The following is an 18,964-nucleotide window of genomic DNA, read 5'->3' on the forward strand; positions in this document are numbered from 1 at the left end:
AAAGTAAGCGCTTTTTAGAAGAACTTTGATTATGAATGCTTGTTATGTTCTGATGTTCTACCAAAGTTTAATTGATAATTTCTCCGTTATTGTTATCAAGTTTTTTCCTAAACTTCTGTATTTCCTCAGGACTACGACGATTCCATTCTTTTATTTCTCCAATGATTTTCAGTGGAGCTTCCGAACGATAGGAGCGAGTTGGATTCCCAGGGAATTTTTTATCTGTGAGATTGGGGTCATTTTCAAAGTTACCTGTAGGTTCTACCATGAAAACTCTCTCGACACCATCACCTTTTGCTAATGCTGCTGCCAAACCAGCCCCATCTACCAAGGCAGTAAAATAAATATGATTCATTTTAAGATTACTTTGGTAATTGGACTTTCCCCCAGCCACTAAGAAATCGCCAATTGATAAGTCCGCTCTTGTGCCATGGTAAAAAGGGCCATTGTCTGATGGGCTACATCGATGTGTCTCAGAATGAGTACGATACTCTTTCGCTTTGTCAAGTTCGCCCGATGCTTCGTAACATTTGGCAAGAGTTTGGTATAAAGATGGCAATGCCGTATTTACCGCTGGACTATTTGCTTTTAGGGCAAAGGATAAAGTTGATTCCAACCAAGACAACTTTTGATGCTTGTCTTCTTGAAGTTTGGCGATATAGTAGGAGCTAAGATACTTTTCAAAGTCATTACTTGCCTCATTCCAAGCTTGAGTATAAGTATTTAAGGCTTTTTCGAGGTTATTTTGAGCTTCTAATTCCATGCCTTGTAGGCATAATTTGACAATTGGGTTGAAGGGTGAAAACTCCATAGTTGTAAAGGGTTATGATTTTGATTTATCACTTATGATTCTGCCAAATCAGAAATGGAAAATCTACATTTTTAATAAGTATAAGATCGTATTGGTAGGTTCCATGCACAATTTTTGAGACTCCTACTCCGCAGATAAAGAATGGAGGGTTCTTGACGCTAATACCCTTGATTTTGGCCTGTGGAAAGCCAAATGGTAAATCATCCTGCATAGAAAAGCTTTTACAATTTTTGATAATTATAGAATCATTTGGCTGTAGTTGAAAGTAGTGTTCTTCAAATTCTAGGGAATCGAGTTGATACCCTGTTTTATTGTATACGCTAATTTCAGGCCTATTTTTAGTTTCCTCAAACAAGTACAGAAATAAAGTAGCTGGGATTGCGATCAAAAATGAAAAAGTAAATCGAAAGTTGTAAAGCATTTGACTCTCATTTATTGTTTAGCATCCAATATAAACTTTCTTTGCACTTTTAACTGATTGCTTGGGATATGGAAGGTTTGCACCCTGTTTAGATCGTCTGTAAGTTGTATTTTAATATCAAAAACAGAGGCAAGGTTTATCTTAAAACTGCCTTTTGCGTTAGTGCGCAATGTTTGGATTGTTTGAGTTTGCCGTAAGCCAAATAGGGGCTGTCTAAGATAACTGATTTCAACGATGTTGTATATGGTATCTTTTTTAGCAAAATTTCTCATGAGAATTTCGGTCATCACTGTATTTCTTTTCTCAGGAAGACTTGGTAATCTGTCTCCTACGAAATAGGGAATTAGAAATAACCCCAATACGGCAATAAGGTTAAAGGGTGTTTTATGATAGACTAATTTTGATTTAAGAAGTAGAAACCATAGTACGGATGAAGCTACCAAGAATAGGAGAAAACCATAAAAAGGATGAATGAATACACCTAAATGCCAAGATATATAGGCTAAATTCAAATTCAGACAGGATAGCAATACTCCAATAAAAGCAGCTTCTGAAAATTGAATTTTACCTAAAATCTTTGTTAAAATTGTAATCAGGAGGCTATTCCCCAATAAGAAAATATAGGCACCATCAGAAATGAGAAGTAAGGAGATATGTATAAGTGGAAGAATAACTAGGCAATTGCAGATGAATAATAAAATTGAAAACTTAAATAAGTGCTTGGTATCCATGGTTGCTTATAAAGTTAAAATGCCTTACTTGAAAAAATAGGTGGTAAAAAATCAACTATTACTCAATAGAGCCATTTTTCAATCTGTACCGAACTGGCTTGGTCTTCGTTCTTTCGATAATTCCTCTTGCTTCTAAATCAAGTTTTACAACCTCTCCATACCATTGCACACCACCTTCGAAAGTATCTTTTACTTCCTGATACAATTTTTCCATTAAATCGGTATGTGTTAATTCTGAAACTTGTAAAATAGAAAGTAATGTAGTTTTGATGGTTTGATATTTTTGCAACAAAATCTTTTTATTTGATTTTGTTGGGTCTGGATGCATTGTTTGAATCTTTTCGGTTTCCATAATTTTGCTATTTTAATTAGAGGCTGGGTTTATTTTAGATGAAAATCTGCTTTTTGGACAAAATGCTCAATACTGATTACCAGCAATATATTTCCAATAATGGTGACCTTTTGCATGATGGCCAGTATAGCCCAATCGCCTGTGCCGTACAAAAATAAGCTATAATAGAAAACAAGCATTGATAACACACAGCCTATTTTTAATAAGTGGATAGAAGTTTTGAATGAAAATATAGTAATATAAAATAAGCCCAACAATGTTAGCGTGCTTGTTATTGCTACCATGCTATCGTGTAAAGGTGTCGCTATCAAAAAATTGAATAGAATATCGCTATATCCAACGATTTTCAAAACCAAAGTGGCTTGTTTATCGCTGATTTTCTTGGACATATTGATAAAAAATACGCCATTTCCCAACGAATAAAATATCATTCCGGAAATGGCCCATATCCTTCCTAAGTTCGGTAATCCATTCAGAGAGTTTTCTTGAAATAGATTACTGAAAAAATTTCTTGACCAATCGAAGCCGATCGTGTTTTTTTCTTGAATCGTTCCACCAGCATATTGAAGTGTAGCGATTAGTATAAGAATTGAGGCTATTGCTAAAGACAATAAAACTGCATATTTTTTTAAGAAGTATCTCATTTTAGTTCATGAAGAGCTTGGTTGACAGAGGTTTAAATATAAAAAAACAACAGGATAATTGATTTTATACTGTCCAAAGTGAGCCCATCGAGTAGGTTTTGGCTTTGCCACTAATGATGACTCTTTCTCCAAGGTTTTGACAATAAAGTGTTCCAACCCTTTCCGAAATCTGAGATGCCTTAAGTATGTTTTTACCTAGTCTTTCTGCCCAAAATGGAATCAAAGAACAATGGGCAGAACCAGTTACTGGGTCTTCGAGAATAGAGGCTTGTGGGGTAAAAAATCTGGATACAAAATCATCATTTGTTCCCACCGCCGTAACAATTACTCCACCTGGGTCGAGGTTAACCAAGTCAAATTGTTGCCTGTTAATCTTGATGTTCTTAACGTCTTCCTCGCTCTCATAGACAAGTAAATAGTCCCTCGATTTATAAACCTCCTTTGGTTGAATATTTAAAGATTGGGCAATTATTGCAGGTAATTCGGCTTTAATCGGCATTCTCGAGGGAAAATCCATTCGATATAAATCACCATCAACCTCTATTTTTAATTCTCCACTTAAGGTTTCAAACAAAATAGTGTTGGAAGGATAGTTAAGTATTGTTTTGAGACAATGCGCTGTAGCCAAAGTTGCATGACCGCATAAATCCATTTCGATTTCTGGAGTAAACCACCTTAAATGAATAGCATCCTTTTTAGGAACAAAAAAAGCAGTTTCTGCCACCGCATTTTCTTGAGCGATTTTCTTGAGTATGTCGTCGGGTAACCATGTTTCTAATGGTACAACGCATGCAGGATTACCTCCAAAAACTTGGTCAGTAAAAGCATCTATCTGATATAAGTTTAGTTTCATAATTGAGTCAACTAAATCCTTTTGATTTTGTCATTATTGGCCTTTAGACCAGCAATTTGGTTAAGCTTTAGAAAGTTAATGATTTTCGAATCTAATAGATTTCAGATATGACATCGAGTTTTGAAAGAAATCATGTGTATGCTGATTATCTCGTTTGTAAGCAATTTCAAATCTGAATTCCAACAGGCTCCCATGTCGGCTGGTTTGAGCGATAAGTAGTTTTATCCATCTACATTGCTTTGAATTATAACCCTTTAGTCCAAACACAGAGAAGGTATAATTGTTTATTTTGGTGATAGTTTCAAGCTTTATTTGGCTACACTCTGTGCATATTTCGCGCCATAAATTATGATTTCTCCTTAAGTTCCAATGCAAATTTACAATACTTATCGAGTCTTCAATCGGTAGATTTTCAAGGAATAAAGGATGTTTTATCGTAAATCTTTCAATCGAATCTTGTGGTTCTTCTACTGAAATAAATCCAGTTTCATTTAAAATAGGAAAATGCTTTGGTTGTGCTCGATACTTTATGTGATGACAAGAGGGACAATCCGAATAATCAATCCAGTGAAATACTGTATCATATCGCTCTGGTAAGGAAATTGAAATTTTTCCCAAAGGTTGAGGAAGTTCAAAAGGAACTTTTTGGGAGTTTTCGGAAAATTCATTCGCTGTATTTTTTGTGTTTTCATTCCTACAGGCAGACATAAAGCAGACAATCAAAACTGCTAATGATAATTTTGAATCCATCCAAACTAAAAACCTCATTCCCAAAATTATTTATGATTTTAAAATCCAATTTTAGCACTATCTCAATGACTTAAATAAGAGTAACGAAATCAAAGCAGAATATCTATTCTACAATTTTAAAATATGGAATTAATGAGTTTTTCACCACATTAGAAAAAGAATCGTAGATAAAATCAAAGAAACTGTCTTCCTCTTTTTCTTGAGCGTGTCTCCGACTTTGCTTTGTAGAAACACTTTGTTGAGGTATTGATTTGCTCTTTTTTATTGCTTCTTCGCTCGTAATTACAATTAATTCGGCAGCATCTGGATCGTCTAAACTTTTATCACTTTTACTTACGTGAAGGTTGAGCCAGATTCCGTCTGGTCCAATAACACTTTTGGTAGTACCATTATCATAAATCGTTACCTGAGTTCCATTGCTGGAGGTGATAACGTTATTGAGACCATAGTGACTTATAATCGACATCGAACCATCGGGATTGATTATACTCGATTGAATACCTTGTTTGTAAACGGTAGTAACTCTACCATCTGGATGCGTAATTATTTTGGTTGAGGGAGTATCCATTACCGTACTCATTCTTCCATTGGGGTGAATAATTGATTTCATTTGACCGTTGTAATGAATTACTGTATGTACCCCATCAGGATGTATAATGGTGATGACTCCTTGTCTGAAATTATTTGAATAATTTTCTGAAGGAAAACCCTCAGCGAAATAAGAAACAAAAGGACTTAACGACGTCAATAGGGTAAGAGCTAAAATGGTATTTTTCATGTTTTGAATAAGTGTTTTAATTATGGAATTTTAAAATTGAATATAGGGTAATGTCTTCGAGTTTTCTCAAAACAGATGCCGCTTACTATTCATGATGGCGGTTGGAGAAATATTCGTTCAAATATACGGTTGGGTCTAAAAAAGTCATTTTTCTCCATCCTTGGCGACTTTTATCAATTCTCCAAGGATAAGGAATTATGGTTTCAATAGAATAATGCAGATGCGGGCTTTTGCCTGAAGCATTGCCAGAATCCCCAACTGTTCCAATCACAGATTGATGGTTTACAAAATTTAGAACATGAACCGTAATTTTGTCCAAATGTGCATAATAATGAAGCCTCCATTTTGGTCCGAGTACAAATACGATTTTTCCCCCTATGGGAATTTCGCCCTGATATAACACAATACCCTTAGTAGCAGAAAAGACTTTTGTCCCCTTTTTAGCAAAAATATCTACCCCTTTATGAGTGACCGATTTTCCCCATGGATAATACCAAAAGGATTGTTGGTTGTAGCTATCCTTTGTGGCTTCTGCAACAGGCATTTTGAGGTTTTGAGGAATACAGAACCCGATGACAATAATGGTTGCGATATATAAAAATGATTTAGAGAGTTTTATTTTTTGCATTGGAGAAAAGGTGGAATATCAAATCTTTGTAACTAGATGTTCTTCTGGTGAGGTGTTATACTTGCTTTTTTGAAACGCTTTAACTCATTTTCAAACTCTTCGACTATGGAATTATACATTTTGGTAGATTTTTTTGCATCTTTTACAGCCATTTCTTGATAAAGAATAGCCTCTTTTGTCTTGCCCAATGCAAATAACAAGTGAGCATAGGTGTCCAATTGTTCTGGTGCTTTCCAAAGATTTATAGAAAACCTTGAAAATTTTAAAGCAGTTGTTAAACTCGAAGCTTTTTTAGTTGATTGATAAATTTTCCAAGCAATTTTATTTAAATCTTTTGAGTACGCTTCGTTATAGTCTCTACCAAGTTGCTTTATCATTTTCAACTTATTTTTTCCATTTTCCTTCATCGCAGCTTTTCTTTCATCATCATTAGAGTACATTCTAAGATTTGAAACAAAATCAGACTGAAGCAAATGTAAATCCAAATACTCTTTCTGCTTAGACCAGTATCTCCTGAGAATATTATTACCATATCTTGTACCATAATCAATAATATTCAATGTGTCATTTATCCATTTATAATATTCAAATGCAGACTTTAGTTGCTCCTGTATAAATTCATTTTGTAAATAGCTATTTGTGCTTAGTGTTTCTGCCAATGAAATAGCACAAGAACGTGAAAAAGCATTTTGATTCATCATTAGCGCATTTTCAAATTCAATTTTATCTGGGTTTTCTTTTGCATTTTCTAGTACTCTTTGAGCAATCACTCTGTTGAGCATTTTTCTTTGATCTTGAAAAGAACTATCCTTTGGTTCATGCAAGAAACTTTGTACTATACGATCTTTGGTAGTAATATATTCTACCTCTATAAATTGATATAAATCGTTCGTAAGGTTTTCCTCCATTGAGGCATATTTATTGAGCAATTTAAGTGAGCTTAATTTTAGAAGGAACCGTTTTTTTATAATCTGGAGTAATTCTTCCTTAGAAACTGTATTAGTATACAACTTTTGTTCAAAGGAAATCCGATTCTGGTTATTTGCATTTATGCTATCTTTAATCTCTTGGATAATATTTTTTGAAATCTCTTGACCTTGTAAATAAGTCTTTAAGTAAGCTAAACAGGTACTATCGGGTGAAAACACGTAAAAATCAGGCGTAAAATCCAGAATTAACTCGCTTCGGAATTCTTTTTCATCCTTTTTATCGCTGTTAATTTCTAAAGGAAAAAGAACAAAATCTTTAGTGAAAATATTCTTTTCACCAGATACACGTAATAGAGAATCTAACAGATAATCATCTGTATTTTGTTTATTAGTCTTACTTAAATAAATTGAAGTTGAATCATAACGATAGATCAATAAATTCTTATTTGATTTTTTAGCCTTTATGAAGGCGTCATTAAGGTTTTTTTCGAAAGATGGTGTTTGTGCTAATGCTGTAATCGAAGCAATTAGGGTTGTAACAAATGTTATGATTTTGAAATAGGTTGACATTTTTCTGATTTATCTTTTGTACAATTATTCATGATTTTGAAGGTAATTGTCTGGTTTTGTAAAAGTCTATGGTATTACAAAATAAATATTTCACTTTTCAAATGTTTAGTTATTCCTACATTATGAATAACTGACTCTTATGAACGTAACCTACAGAAAACTGATTTGTAGCATCACCATATAATTTCGGAATTGTTTAATTTTTTACTTCCACATCAACGAGTTTATACCCATTTGAGGTTCTAAGAAATTCAAATCTTTCCTGATAATCAAGTTCAAAATTGATATCAAATTCAGATGGTTTCCAATTTGCATCTACCTGAGGAAAACTCTTTAGAGTAAGTGCTTCTTTTCTTTTTATATAGTAGTCGATGGTAATTAAAAAAGTAGGAAACTTCTCTTTTTGGTGGCGACCGCATGCGTCAAAATATTTTTTATAAATAGGTTTTTCTGAGTTCATGAACATTAAATCCACATTCATTATATGGATTTCTTTTACAGCATTGGCTTGAAATCGTTCGGGTGTAACTATTTTGCGGACAAAAGTATTGAAATTTTTTTGATGGGGATTACTCGTCCCTAATTTCAACGATTCAATTTGTAAATCTGAAAAGAACAGCCGTTTCAAACTCTCTTTATTCGTGGATTTTAGGGCGGGCAAAAACTCCGTATCAAACCAATGTCTGAACTCTTTTTGATAGTCTATAAATGAATAGGTATTCCCATTTTTCCCCTTAATAGTAAACCAAATACTCGTGTCTAAGTCGGCTTGATTTGTTTTTAATGAATACCAATTAATATTATCTGGAAGGTTATGAAGACTATCAGCCAAAATCTCATTTTTATCGTTAATTAAAACTTTGATTCCTCCTTTCCAAGCTAGATGTTCACAGTTTAGTGTATCCTCCTTTTCATCCCAGCACGTACGTTTTGCATTTATAAGTGCTCTGGACACACCATTATAAAACGGCGTTGCATAATTATAAATGGCAGGTATGACAGCTTTCCCATTTTTATCTAAAAAGCCAATTCTGTCATTTTTCTTGTTCTGGAATCGGATTTTGCCTTCACTTTCACAATCAACAGCATAGTCTAAAATATATAAGCTGTCTAAACCAACTTTTTTCCCATTTTTAAGGAGATAATAAGTCTTGTAATCATGTAAGGTTTCTTCTTTTACCGAGATGATATTGTAAAATGAGTCAGCTTGGGTAAAATATTTTTCGAACTTGGCGGGAATTTTAATTTTACCTTTTAAATCTTTGTAGCCGTATAAATTCTTGGCTCTATCATGATAGCGTATCCAAACGTCGTTTTTTTGTCCTAATGCTAATCCATGGTAAAGCATAACAATACTGAAGACTATGATAAATTTTACTACTTTGACACCTAGATTTCGCATAATTATGTTGGATTTGAAGCATCGAGATTAATCGGGACGGAAAGATAGAACTATTTGTGAATACTTAAGTAGATGAAAAAGCATATTTCTATCTACTTAAGTTAGTGGGCAAAATAAATTTTAATCTTATAGCTTTTGGCTTTCGGCTATGGGCATTCGGCAAAATATATCTATCGTTACTGAAAACATTTTAACACTCTTTGTCTTTTGCCTGTTGCCTAAACAAATAACTTAAATCTTATTCAGCACGATTACATAATCACAATTGGAAACATATTTGAGGTTCTACTGCTTTTCCTGCAAGATATCCTCCAAAGTGATTTTTCCGTCTTTAAACAGTCTTGATTTGTAATCAATGCCTAGTTTGTCGAGGAGGCGAGCCATATTGAAACCCGTTGCATAGAAGTATGTAGTTTTGTTACTCAGATACAACCATTGATCCTTTTGAAGATTATAGTTCTTGAATTTTGCAAATGATTTGAAAGAGCTGTCAGATTTTAATAAGCTTTCATCTGGTTTTCTTTGGGTAAAATGATTGTATAATGAGAACTCAACATATCTTGCGGTACCTTCCATGGTTTCATAACACTTTTCAAATTTGTCGATATCAAACTTGAATACCTTTTGGAATTTTTGCCTTCTTTGCTTTCTTTTAACCCAAAAATCACGAAGGATTTTAGCAGTTTTAATGTTATCTTTTTCTGAGATAGCCTCCAACAAAAACCTATTTTCGAGATCAATAGATTCTTTAAACCAAGGAACGGTTTTGTAAAAAGCACTCAAACTATCTGGTTGGATTTGTACGATTTCTTTTTCATAATACTCCATATAGGGTTTGTGCTTATATTGAAAACCGTGAAAATATTCGTGGATAATCATGGTGGTCCATTCATCCGTGGATCCAACATCAGGGATGGTTTTGACAGTCTCCTCGAAGCTACTACACATCATAAAAGGCGAATGGTAATTAAACTCAGGGGTAGGGTCGCCCAAAGTCATACCTGTCTCCATGTGAAAGGGAGAATCATCCACTCTTTTTTGAGTTTTGTAAATTTTAACTTTACCATCCTCCATTAAAAGTTCAGACTTGAATGTTTTTAGAAATTTTTCGGTGGGATTTGCTATATACGAACTAGAATCTGTAAAATAAACCAATGGAACATCATATTGAGGAGCATTGAATGTCTTCCACGTTTCAGCTTCCACGGTTTGTTTTAAATGATATACAAATAAGATTCTATCAAAAATCTTTTGTTCGGGATTCTGTTTTTCTTTTTGGCAGCCAATGAGGTTTAATGCTATCAAAAAGAGGATGATTTTATTCATAATATATTTGATTGGAGGTTTTGGAGTACGAGGTCGATGATATTTTCTGAGTTAAAACACTAGTTCAAGACTTAGTCTTGGACTAGTGTTTTCAGCAGTTTTAAAACTGAAACAGGCACAAAATACCCTTCTGGTTGGTAATTTGTTTTCTATGCTACATCTTTTTGATATAGCGCATTAATTCTTGGTTGGATAATCCAAATGCCAATGAAGAAAAACCATATCAGGAAAAAATCCCCCAAGCAATCGCCAAAGCTTACCTTTTCCTGTCTTTCTACCGTTTTTATCACCTTCGTTACAAAATATAAGCAGTAGAAAACACAAAACATCGAAATTAAGTGAAGAGGAAAAATCAAAGTGAATAGCATAAAATTAGGTTCCCTCAACTGAGACATGTTAAAAATAAAAATGCATATAAATCCGATATAAATGATAGGAAAAACCAAAAAGGATTTGAAAAGCACTAGATTCATTTTTACAGAGGGAGGTAATTTATGATGTAAATTTGTTCCAACCGAATAAAACCAACCAAAATAAATACAGGCGAATACAATAGTTAAAATAGGAAATAGATAGTTGAATAAAATAATATTATCGGGCTTATCCATTCCAAGTATAAATACAATTCCGAGTATTTGAATAATAATAGGTAGGCCGAAGGTAATGGCGAAAAGTTGCCAATGTTTAAGTGTAAGAAATATTTTCATTTGAGTTACGGTTAAAATTGATTTTTAATCGGTAGAAGTATTAATTTCTGCACTAATTTAGAAAAATTAACGAATGAATTGATAACAGAATCAGCGAAATAATTATGGCTATACAAATCGGATAAAATCCTAAGAAATGGTCGGTGCTGGATAGGAATCCAGCACCAGTGGGTGAATGCAGCACTAGCGGTTTAGTCGTAATCCAGCACAGACAATACTTAGTTTTGCCAAGGACCGCTTCGTTTTACCTGATAAAATCTTGTTTGATCAAAATTATAGAGTCCTTGACCAGTACCCCACCATACTTTACCAGATTTATCTTGGAACATGCTTTGCACACAGCAGGTAAACCCGTTTGCCGAAGTAAATACACTAAATGCTTTAGGGTTTGGTAATGAAATGGATGGATTATATCTGGTGTTGCTACCTCTGGCAGTTATCCAGATAATCCCTGATTTCTCTATCAATATGCCCCAAAACTCAGTTCCTCCTAAGCCATCTTTAGCGGTATATTCTGTAAATGTTTTACCGTCATATTTACAGATTCCATTTTTGAACACAAACCACATATTGCCTGCTGGATCTTGCGCAATTCCTCCTGCATAGTTTTCTCCTAGTTGGGCTTTTTCATTAAAATTTGTGATTGTTTTTCCATCATATTTAAAAACTCCTTGATTGGACGTCGCAAACCAAATATTTCCTGATTTATCTTCAAATATATCGGCTGTGTTGATTTCTGGTAGTAATGAAAATACACTAAAGCTAGGCTTCCCTTGTTGGTCAGCCTCGGCATCATATTGATACACACCTCGATGAGTGCCTACCCAAATTTTACCAGATTTATCCACTAGGATACTTCTGCGACTGATATCTATTTGCTGAAGTCCGTCTTTTTGATTGAAGTTTCGAAAGGTTTTGCCATTATATTGATAAACACCTTGGTCTGTTCCAAACCACATATTCCCTTGATGGTCTTCCTTGATGGCAAAAACGCTATTTGAGATAAATCCTTCTTGGGTTGAAAAGTATTGCAAGTTTTTTTTGTCATAGCGAACTACACCATCACCGATGGTGCCAAACCACAAATTACCTTTCGAATCTTGAAAAATACTTCTGATGTACTGACTTACCAATGTGGTATCAAAATCAGGGGCCAATCCAGTTGTTTTGAAGGATTTTACGACGGTTGGAGCTGAGTTATTTTCTTGCGTTTTTAATTGCCCAAAACAAGAGGATAAAAGTATGAATAGGCTAAATGTGATTGTTGTTTTGAAAGAAATCATACAGGTTTTGAAGATAAGAGGTTTATTACTTACTTAACTGCATTCAAGTTAACTAAGTAATTATTTCTTTTCAACAAAAGCTCCATAATATTGGAAAACTTCGAGCTGTTGTAATGGCAAAATATATAGAGCACCGTTTATCGATTAAATTAAGTTAGGAAAAGCTTTTTAGAAAAGACTTTCCCTGTAAAGCCTGAATAAGTGTGCTTATAGAGAGAAGCCCGTATATGAGGGCAAGCTCTATTGTAAGTTTGGTGTCTTTTAAGAAATAAAATGAAAGGATTGGTAATATTTGTAAAGCATGCATCCCGATAAAGTGTGCAACTCTCAAATCCCCCACCGTTTTACTCCATGCAATAATCCATAAATTTGAGTTATCGTTAAGCGCTCCTACACTATGATTGAGTCGTGAGCCCATAGCAAAACCTTCAAATGAGAAAATCACAAAGAGTACAATGCCCAGTCTGATTGCCCAAAGGTAATATGTAGGTAACATTGGGAAGTCATTTTTGAAAAATAAAAAACCGACATATGCTGTGTATAGCGTAACAACAGTGGCGGCAATGGCCATTAGACCATACAGTATCGTATAAACTGGCGTCGATAAGTTATAGTGTGAAAGTTGCCCTTTACTTGCTTGTAATGTAATATAAATAAGTTCAAAGCTCCATAGAACTACGACAGTCCAGTTGAACAAACTCAAATTAAAATTGGGTAAATAATGACAATACCATGCCATCGTCCATGAATATACGCCCAATGAAATAGCAAATTTAAAAGGTTTGTACCATGCGCTTATGCCGTAGATTTTCAATGAAGAAATTGCCGATAACAATAAAAATACAACTCCAAACCAAAGGCAGACTTGACCAAAATAAAATAAGACCTCATTTCGATTCTTTATTTCTTGAATAAATTCCATCATATTTTTAGACTCGCTAAGATTTATTAATTTTTTATCATGCTGGGTTTTTGGCCCTTACTTACTAAATAGAATTGCTCTGACATGCCATAAAGGTTCGTCCCATCGGTATTATTTAAGACAATAATGCAGCGCTGGTCCTCGAGGGTATGTATCCAATTTGAGTTTGCACCTAGAATTCCACCAGTGCGATAAATAAAGGGTTTGTTGAATGTCCCATATCCATCGGCGTACCATACGCCAAAAGCAGCATTCCCAAGTTTTGGGTTTGGTTTGATAAGTAGTTTTGTGTTAGCGGTGCTGAGTAATTTCTCTTGAAAAATCCCTTGATCAAATTTGAATAAATCTTCCGCACTTGAATACATGGCACCCGCACCAAAGAAATTTTCGGCAAAATACGGTTCATCTTTCTTGAAGGTTTTGGTGCTGTCATTGATAGAATAGGAATCTACTAAATCTTTGGGCTTGTGTTTATCACTGATCAATCCAGAATGACTTATTTTTAAAGGTATTAGGATTTGCTCTTGGAGGACTTTCAAGAAGGATTTTTGGGTGATATTCTCAATTATTTTAGTCAAAATTATATACTCAACATTGCTGTAGATACTTTTCTCCCCTGGTTTCTCGACGATATCTTCACTACAATATTGATTTATAAAATCATCGAGAGACAACCGCTTCTTGTAGGGTTGCATGCCAATATTACCCAATTTGTCAGGAATTCCTGAGCTGTAGGTTAGTAAATTTTCGATGGTTGCTACATTTTTTGCATTGCCTTTGTAAGTTGGGAAATATTTGCCGAAAGGGGTCTTCAAATCTATTTTACCTTTTTCGTAAAGTTGTAAAATCAAAACTGCCGTAAATGCTTTAGTCATAGAGGCTATTCTGAAAGTTGAAAATTTAGAAATTTTTGAATTAGTCTCTCGGTTAGCAATACCAATGCCTTGTAAAAACTCTATTTTACCACCCTTCGATACAAGTACCGTTCCATTAAAGTTTTGCTTAGTTTGGTAATAGTTTAGCACCTCATCAAAGGTTTCTTGTTGTCCAAATGTACATGATGTAATCAGAATCAGGAGGCAAATTGAAAGATATTTCATTGGAAAGGGAGTTATATGAGCATGGAAAAGATAAAGTTAATACCTCATAATTTCAGTGCATTATAGACAAATTGTTTAACTTCGATTTTGCTTGAGATGTGCTAAGTAATCGAGAGCACTGTTCTGGTTATAGTCCTTTCCATCTAGCTGCTCTTTTATTAGATACGTACCGCAATTTTGTAGCCTAATATTTTTGCCAGTCGGAATTAAATTTAACTCTGAACAAGTAACACATTCAACCAACAACCAGTTTGTTTGTACGGCATGGTCATCTATGTCTTTGATAATGAACTCAATCATACTACTACATCCAGTGCATACTTGTTCAATTATTTCTACTTTTTTTGAGACTCAAACATTTCTTGTAAATATGAAATGGTGTCAAGGGTGGATCCATAGAGCCATTGGTTTAAATCTTCATTGATGTCCACCTCTACTAAAGGTTTGGGATAAAATCCCAAGAAAAAGAGTACATGAGAGGTATCCAGCACCAGCGACCGCATGAACACCATCTCTCATAATTTATCAAAGATCTCACAAACGAATTCAGAGCTGTATCTATCGATGCCACTTACGTTATGAAGACTCAAAATTTCTTTTAATCGTTCTGATATACCTAGTGGATTTCTAAAATGATAAAAATTTAAACCATTTAGGTTAAAATTGATTATATCAAATTTCATAGAACTATCATGAATAAATAATTTCTTTGCAGTTATATTCATATCTGAATTTTCTCTACTAATTCTCTTTAAGTCTTCTAAATCCCTAACTTCTATTGCTAAGTGCTCATCTTCTCTTTTATAGGAAGGTCCTAATAAAAAACGAGACATCTGAAAATTGATCTCACTTAAATAGTCATATTTTTGTATTGTGACGTAATAAAATTTATCAGAAATCTGTGAAAACTCTTTCCAATTTTGCTGTTCCTTACCAACAAAAACAGCAATTTCATAGAATTTTAGGTTATCAATGTTATATTTTTCCAGAATATTTTTCACTCCTTCATTTATAACAAAGCTACCATCCCCAATATCTGTATCCATCATGAATTCATAGAACTCTGACGTATATACTCCTATCGGTTTTACAAATTTGGTTTCAGTGTTTTTGCCATAAAAAAGATCCACACGATCTACTGCATGAATATAAGTATGTTCAGCAACAACAGGAAGAAAAAAGGGAGCTTTATCAAACAATGCGTAATATTTCATATTTTAATTTAATGTTGTTCGCTTACTTTTACCCTACAAAGTCAACCCATCAAGCAACCTTTCTCTATATTTAATCTCCTCTTGAATTTTTACAATTTGTGCAGTCCAGAAGGCTGCCACAATATTTATGTTGAAGATAATCGACGCATCTTGATTGTTCCAATTGAAGGCTAACATTGAGAAGCCACTGTTCATAACCAACTTAAATGATTGAGTATAGTCAACGCCGATTGAGATCAGAATTCCAGAAACTAAAGTGGATCCAAATCCAGCTATAGTAAAATTGATATTTTGTGGGATTTGACAAATTAATGAAAGTAAAAGACCTCTTTTAACTTTACCTGTTATTAATTGCTGACCAGAAAAAATAGTGAATAAATTAAACACCATAAGCGTTGCTGCCAAAAAATAGATGTAACTGACTGGTGACTCACTTTTGATAATTGAATAAATAGATAAGAGTGTGCCGAAAAAGCCTCCAATGATTTGATAATAGGCTCGTCTTTCGATTTTTGATTTTGTGTCCTTTGTTAAAATAGAATCAGTCATCGAATGGGTAAAAATATTTTTTGGGTTACCTTCAAAATTACATAGAAGCAACTTTGTAAAACTACCTAATAATTTAGAAAAAACATATCTGAGGTGTGTTTATCAATCTTGCCATCTTCCGAATAATTTCGCTGTACTCTTTCGGGCAAATTGAATTGGCTTTTATGAATTGTCCCGCGGTAGCTATTAGAATAATACAAATACAAATTGCTCCTTAACTTTAATCGAATATCTGTTTCAAAATCACCTTTATAACGAATTATTCTGGTTAAAATCAAATCATTTGGCAAGAGTTCAATAGGTGCACGGCTATAATCACACCTTGGAAAAATCCAATATTCAATAGGTCTCCAGTTACCTAATTCATCCTTGGCTTCTTGAATCATCGTCAGTTTTTTATCTTGTTGTTCAAGTAAGATTTTTTCAACTCCTGCATTACAAATGATTACTGGAATTGCTTGTATCAAATTCCTTTTTCTTGAAATCCATTTGTTGTAATCCCTAATCGTGGCAAGGCTGTCGATTTCTGTACTTTTTTCAAGGAATTGCGGGGCAGGAGGAATGGAATCAAAATCTTCAAACATACCCAGATTTTGTGTCGGACATACGGTGATTTGTAGTCCTGTTTTAAGGGCATCTTGTTTGAAAGGAGGTTTGCTTGCTGGTTGTCTGCAAAGCAAAATGCTGTTCAGACTAAAATGTAGGCTATCCGAGAGTGTACCAGAAAATAGGATTAAGTTTTCTGGAAATGTCATACTTGTTGCTTCAAATCGATTTCGACCTTCTCGAAATTTATCCAAGATATTAGGTATCCATGAAGATGGATAATCATTTGGGTTGGCGATGTAGTTATCTTGTAAACAGGAGCTTAGAAGAAGTGCCAATGGATAGATAATAGTTTTCAAGGTGTTAGATTTTTGTTTCAAGGATTTCAGAATTTAACTTCCACAGTTATTAAAAGTGCTGGACTAACTACCAGCACTAGCATTGAAGAATTTAACCCAACTGTTTTCAATGGGATAATTATTGAATTTTTAATTTCGACACACCCATATATGTTGGAAAGCCTAGACCTCGGTAGTCAAAACAGGCAATTGCAATAATATTGTCTTTTAAAACCACATTAGATGTATTATCTGATATAATATTTGAGTTTTGTTTATTAAATGTATGTAGAATAGCACCATTATGAAATACTATCACACCATGTTTCCCCCATGCCATCCAAATATTATCATATTTATCAATAATGAAGCTGTCCAATCCTGAATCTGGCATGCCAGTCATTGTAGAATAATCGAAATAGGTAAAATTGTCATTTTCATATTTTACAATCCCTGACCAATGTGAAATCCAAATTACCCCTTGAGAATCTATTTGGATGGTTTCAAAATCAGTGTATTTTAATGAATGATTAACTTTCTTAAAAGTCCCATCGTATTTTAACAAAGATTTTGCAGTGATTAGGTAGATATTATTTGTAGTGACGACAAAATCAATAAAAACTTCATTCTGATTCGTCGCTAATAGTGTCCATTTAAAGTTTTCTAATTTATAAATCGAAGTTGTTGTTGAGCAAAAAAGTTGATTGTCAAATATACGTAACGATTTAATGTCGTTATTGGGTAGATTATATTTAGTGGTGTCTTTGCCACTAATGTTTATGATACCATTGGTAGTTCCAACCCAAATTGAATGATCAAACTCTAGAATATTATTTATTTGTTGTGCTTGAAACTTTGAAAAATCAATGATAATTTCTTTCCCATTTTGAATTTTAACTAGCTCCGCAAATCCTCCATATTTGTTATTTGCACACCAGATATTTCCGTTTACATCTAAATTTATCATTTTAAAATTTAGATCTCTTGTATTTTCCCATTTGTTCGACATTTTTTGCAAATCTGAAGAGCTTGGTTTGCTGACTTTAATAACAAAAGTATAAACAGCACTAGAACCATCTTCTGCTGTAATCGTATATGCGACAGGGGCGGTGAAATCTTGTTGACTACTAGAAGCAGGGTTTATACTGGCTTTGTCTGAAATATTTATTTTAGGGCTCAAGCTTGAAATATTTGTACCGTATGGTACGACAGCACTTAATGTCTGTTTAATCGTATCTATGTCTATTTTAATTTCTTGATTATCAATAGGTAAGATGCCTGAGTTGATGACTTTTTCTTTACTTTTAGGAGGCCCAAATACAATAATGACACTATAATTTACAGTGCTTCCATCTTCGGCGGTTACCTTATAAATTATATTTTTTGAAAAATCTTGAGGTTCATTTGAGGCAGGTGAAATTATTGAATTTTCAGAATGAGTAATCAAAGGCGCAAGTTGATTTACTTCTGAGCCAAAGGGTAAATAAAGTGTAATGGTATTTTTAACGCTATCAATGGAGGCTTGGTATCGTTGATTTGAAATTGAAATCTCAAAGGATACAATTTTTTTAGCAGAACTTTTTGTGGGTTCAGTAATTACTTTCTCACATGAAAAAATAATTATTGAAAAAAAAACAGTAATAGTACGTTCTTCATCTTATGGTGGAGTGTGAAATGATACAAGTGTATATTGTTATGTAATTGAATCAACCAAATGTGTGTCAAATTGCCTGCACTGCATTTAGTTGGATTCGTGAATTCCGATGAGTTTGCAAGATCATGAAGGATTTAGAGAATGGTAGATTTTAGGTATTCCGTTTTGAAACTCCCGACACCCGTTACTATTCATGAGAATTGTAAAGATACTGTTAATCAGTTTATCTTGCGAGAAAACTAATAATTAATCTACAATTTGGATTAGAAGGGATTCGACCCCGAAAGTGCTATAGAACGCATTCAAAATTTTTTTGTTTTGGCTTGAAGCCTTAGAAAAAATGAGTGCTGGATAGGAATCCAGCACTAGCGATGAGTTTATTCAACCGAAGCGAAAAAGTTTAAATATCTTTATTTCTAAAAGCTTTGAAAACGCCAAAAGCGAAGGTCAGAAAAC

Annotated in this window: 17 protein-coding genes and 1 pseudogene; all 18 read right to left on the reverse strand. The window is 33.9% G+C overall.

The features are described 5' to 3' along the window. Positions 1-67: 67 nt before the first annotated feature. Positions 68-445 (reverse strand): annotated as a pseudogene (gene arr / locus BWI92_RS28845) (NAD(+)--rifampin ADP-ribosyltransferase); the annotation flags it as partial. 798 nt (positions 446-1,243) lie between these two features. Then, entirely contained in the window at positions 1,244-1,963 is a 720-nt protein-coding gene (locus tag BWI92_RS12395) for a hypothetical protein (protein ID WP_095163578.1), read from the reverse strand. A 58-nt stretch (positions 1,964-2,021) separates the two neighbouring features. After that, entirely contained in the window at positions 2,022-2,315 is a 294-nt protein-coding gene (locus BWI92_RS12400) for a DUF6958 family protein (RefSeq protein ID WP_095163579.1), read from the reverse strand. 29 nt (positions 2,316-2,344) lie between these two features. Beyond that, positions 2,345-2,959 carry a hypothetical protein gene (locus BWI92_RS12405; RefSeq protein ID WP_095163580.1) on the reverse strand — a complete coding sequence of 205 codons (615 nt, stop codon included), beginning with the start codon at positions 2,957-2,959 and terminating at the stop codon, positions 2,345-2,347. Between the two features lie 64 nt (positions 2,960-3,023). Continuing rightward, a complete protein-coding gene (locus BWI92_RS12410; protein WP_095163581.1) occupies positions 3,024-3,812 on the reverse strand; it encodes a PhzF family phenazine biosynthesis protein in 789 nt (262 codons plus the stop codon). A 75-nt stretch (positions 3,813-3,887) separates the two neighbouring features. Continuing rightward, positions 3,888-4,580 carry a hypothetical protein gene (locus BWI92_RS12415; RefSeq protein WP_141234765.1) on the reverse strand — a complete coding sequence of 231 codons (693 nt, stop codon included), beginning with the start codon at positions 4,578-4,580 and terminating at the stop codon, positions 3,888-3,890. Positions 4,581-4,665: 85 nt separating this feature from the next. Then, the gene (locus tag BWI92_RS12420) at positions 4,666-5,340 is read right to left on the reverse strand and encodes a hypothetical protein (protein ID WP_095163583.1); all 675 of its coding nucleotides are present in this window, start codon (positions 5,338-5,340) and stop codon (positions 4,666-4,668) included. Positions 5,341-5,425: 85 nt separating this feature from the next. Continuing rightward, positions 5,426-5,968 carry a M23 family metallopeptidase gene (locus BWI92_RS12425; RefSeq protein ID WP_095163584.1) on the reverse strand — a complete coding sequence of 181 codons (543 nt, stop codon included), beginning with the start codon at positions 5,966-5,968 and terminating at the stop codon, positions 5,426-5,428. Positions 5,969-6,000: 32 nt separating this feature from the next. Further along, positions 6,001-7,467: a hypothetical protein gene (locus tag BWI92_RS12430; protein WP_095163585.1), complete on the reverse strand. Its 1,467-nt coding sequence runs from the start codon at positions 7,465-7,467 to the stop codon at positions 6,001-6,003. Positions 7,468-7,663: 196 nt separating this feature from the next. Continuing rightward, positions 7,664-8,869, reverse strand: coding sequence for a WG repeat-containing protein (locus BWI92_RS12435; RefSeq protein WP_095163586.1), 1,206 nt, complete (start codon positions 8,867-8,869; stop codon positions 7,664-7,666). 285 nt (positions 8,870-9,154) lie between these two features. Continuing rightward, positions 9,155-10,195, reverse strand: coding sequence for a hypothetical protein (locus BWI92_RS12440; protein WP_095163587.1), 1,041 nt, complete (start codon positions 10,193-10,195; stop codon positions 9,155-9,157). Positions 10,196-11,120: 925 nt separating this feature from the next. Beyond that, complete coding sequence (locus BWI92_RS12450) at positions 11,121-12,185, reverse strand: two-component regulator propeller domain-containing protein (protein ID WP_095163589.1); 1,065 nt, start codon at positions 12,183-12,185, stop codon at positions 11,121-11,123. A gap of 154 nt (positions 12,186-12,339) precedes the next feature. Beyond that, entirely contained in the window at positions 12,340-13,110 is a 771-nt protein-coding gene (locus BWI92_RS12455; RefSeq protein ID WP_095163590.1) for a hypothetical protein, read from the reverse strand. Between the two features lie 23 nt (positions 13,111-13,133). Continuing rightward, the gene (locus tag BWI92_RS12460; protein ID WP_095163591.1) at positions 13,134-14,207 is read right to left on the reverse strand and encodes a serine hydrolase; all 1,074 of its coding nucleotides are present in this window, start codon (positions 14,205-14,207) and stop codon (positions 13,134-13,136) included. Between the two features lie 515 nt (positions 14,208-14,722). Continuing rightward, on the reverse strand, positions 14,723-15,421 hold the full coding sequence (locus BWI92_RS12470; RefSeq protein WP_095163593.1) for a hypothetical protein: 699 nt from the start codon (positions 15,419-15,421) through the stop codon (positions 14,723-14,725). Between the two features lie 33 nt (positions 15,422-15,454). After that, positions 15,455-15,970, reverse strand: a complete 516-nt coding sequence (locus BWI92_RS12475; protein ID WP_095163594.1) for a hypothetical protein — start codon at positions 15,968-15,970, stop codon at positions 15,455-15,457. A 65-nt stretch (positions 15,971-16,035) separates the two neighbouring features. Beyond that, positions 16,036-16,875 carry a hypothetical protein gene (locus BWI92_RS12480; protein WP_095163595.1) on the reverse strand — a complete coding sequence of 280 codons (840 nt, stop codon included), beginning with the start codon at positions 16,873-16,875 and terminating at the stop codon, positions 16,036-16,038. Between the two features lie 118 nt (positions 16,876-16,993). Beyond that, positions 16,994-18,301, reverse strand: coding sequence for a hypothetical protein (locus tag BWI92_RS12485; RefSeq protein WP_095163596.1), 1,308 nt, complete (start codon positions 18,299-18,301; stop codon positions 16,994-16,996). Between the last annotated feature and the right edge of the window lie 663 nt (positions 18,302-18,964).

The sequence above is a fragment of the Flectobacillus sp. BAB-3569 genome, assembly GCF_002270355.1.
GTDB classification, from domain to species: domain Bacteria; phylum Bacteroidota; class Bacteroidia; order Cytophagales; family Spirosomataceae; genus Flectobacillus; species Flectobacillus roseus.

Bases quoted from the DNA above. Each gene is read 5' to 3' on its own strand.
- BWI92_RS12415 (WP_141234765.1), bottom strand. From the start codon at position 4,580: ATGAGGTTTTTAGTTTGGATGGATTCAAAATTATCATTAGCAGTTTTG.
- BWI92_RS12430 (WP_095163585.1), bottom strand. From the start codon at position 7,467: ATGTCAACCTATTTCAAAATCATAACATTTGTTACAACCCTAATTGCT.
- BWI92_RS12410 (WP_095163581.1), bottom strand. From the start codon at position 3,812: ATGAAACTAAACTTATATCAGATAGATGCTTTTACTGACCAAGTTTTT.
- BWI92_RS12405 (WP_095163580.1), bottom strand. From the start codon at position 2,959: ATGAGATACTTCTTAAAAAAATATGCAGTTTTATTGTCTTTAGCAATA.
- BWI92_RS12425 (WP_095163584.1), bottom strand. From the start codon at position 5,968: ATGCAAAAAATAAAACTCTCTAAATCATTTTTATATATCGCAACCATT.
- BWI92_RS12460 (WP_095163591.1), bottom strand. From the start codon at position 14,207: ATGAAATATCTTTCAATTTGCCTCCTGATTCTGATTACATCATGTACA.
- BWI92_RS12475 (WP_095163594.1), bottom strand. From the start codon at position 15,970: ATGACTGATTCTATTTTAACAAAGGACACAAAATCAAAAATCGAAAGA.
- BWI92_RS12435 (WP_095163586.1), bottom strand. From the start codon at position 8,869: ATGCGAAATCTAGGTGTCAAAGTAGTAAAATTTATCATAGTCTTCAGT.
- BWI92_RS12455 (WP_095163590.1), bottom strand. From the start codon at position 13,110: ATGATGGAATTTATTCAAGAAATAAAGAATCGAAATGAGGTCTTATTT.
- BWI92_RS12400 (WP_095163579.1), bottom strand. From the start codon at position 2,315: ATGGAAACCGAAAAGATTCAAACAATGCATCCAGACCCAACAAAATCA.
- BWI92_RS12450 (WP_095163589.1), bottom strand. From the start codon at position 12,185: ATGATTTCTTTCAAAACAACAATCACATTTAGCCTATTCATACTTTTA.
- BWI92_RS12395 (WP_095163578.1), bottom strand. From the start codon at position 1,963: ATGGATACCAAGCACTTATTTAAGTTTTCAATTTTATTATTCATCTGC.
- BWI92_RS12440 (WP_095163587.1), bottom strand. From the start codon at position 10,195: ATGAATAAAATCATCCTCTTTTTGATAGCATTAAACCTCATTGGCTGC.
- BWI92_RS12420 (WP_095163583.1), bottom strand. From the start codon at position 5,340: ATGAAAAATACCATTTTAGCTCTTACCCTATTGACGTCGTTAAGTCCT.
- BWI92_RS12470 (WP_095163593.1), bottom strand. From the start codon at position 15,421: ATGAAATATTACGCATTGTTTGATAAAGCTCCCTTTTTTCTTCCTGTT.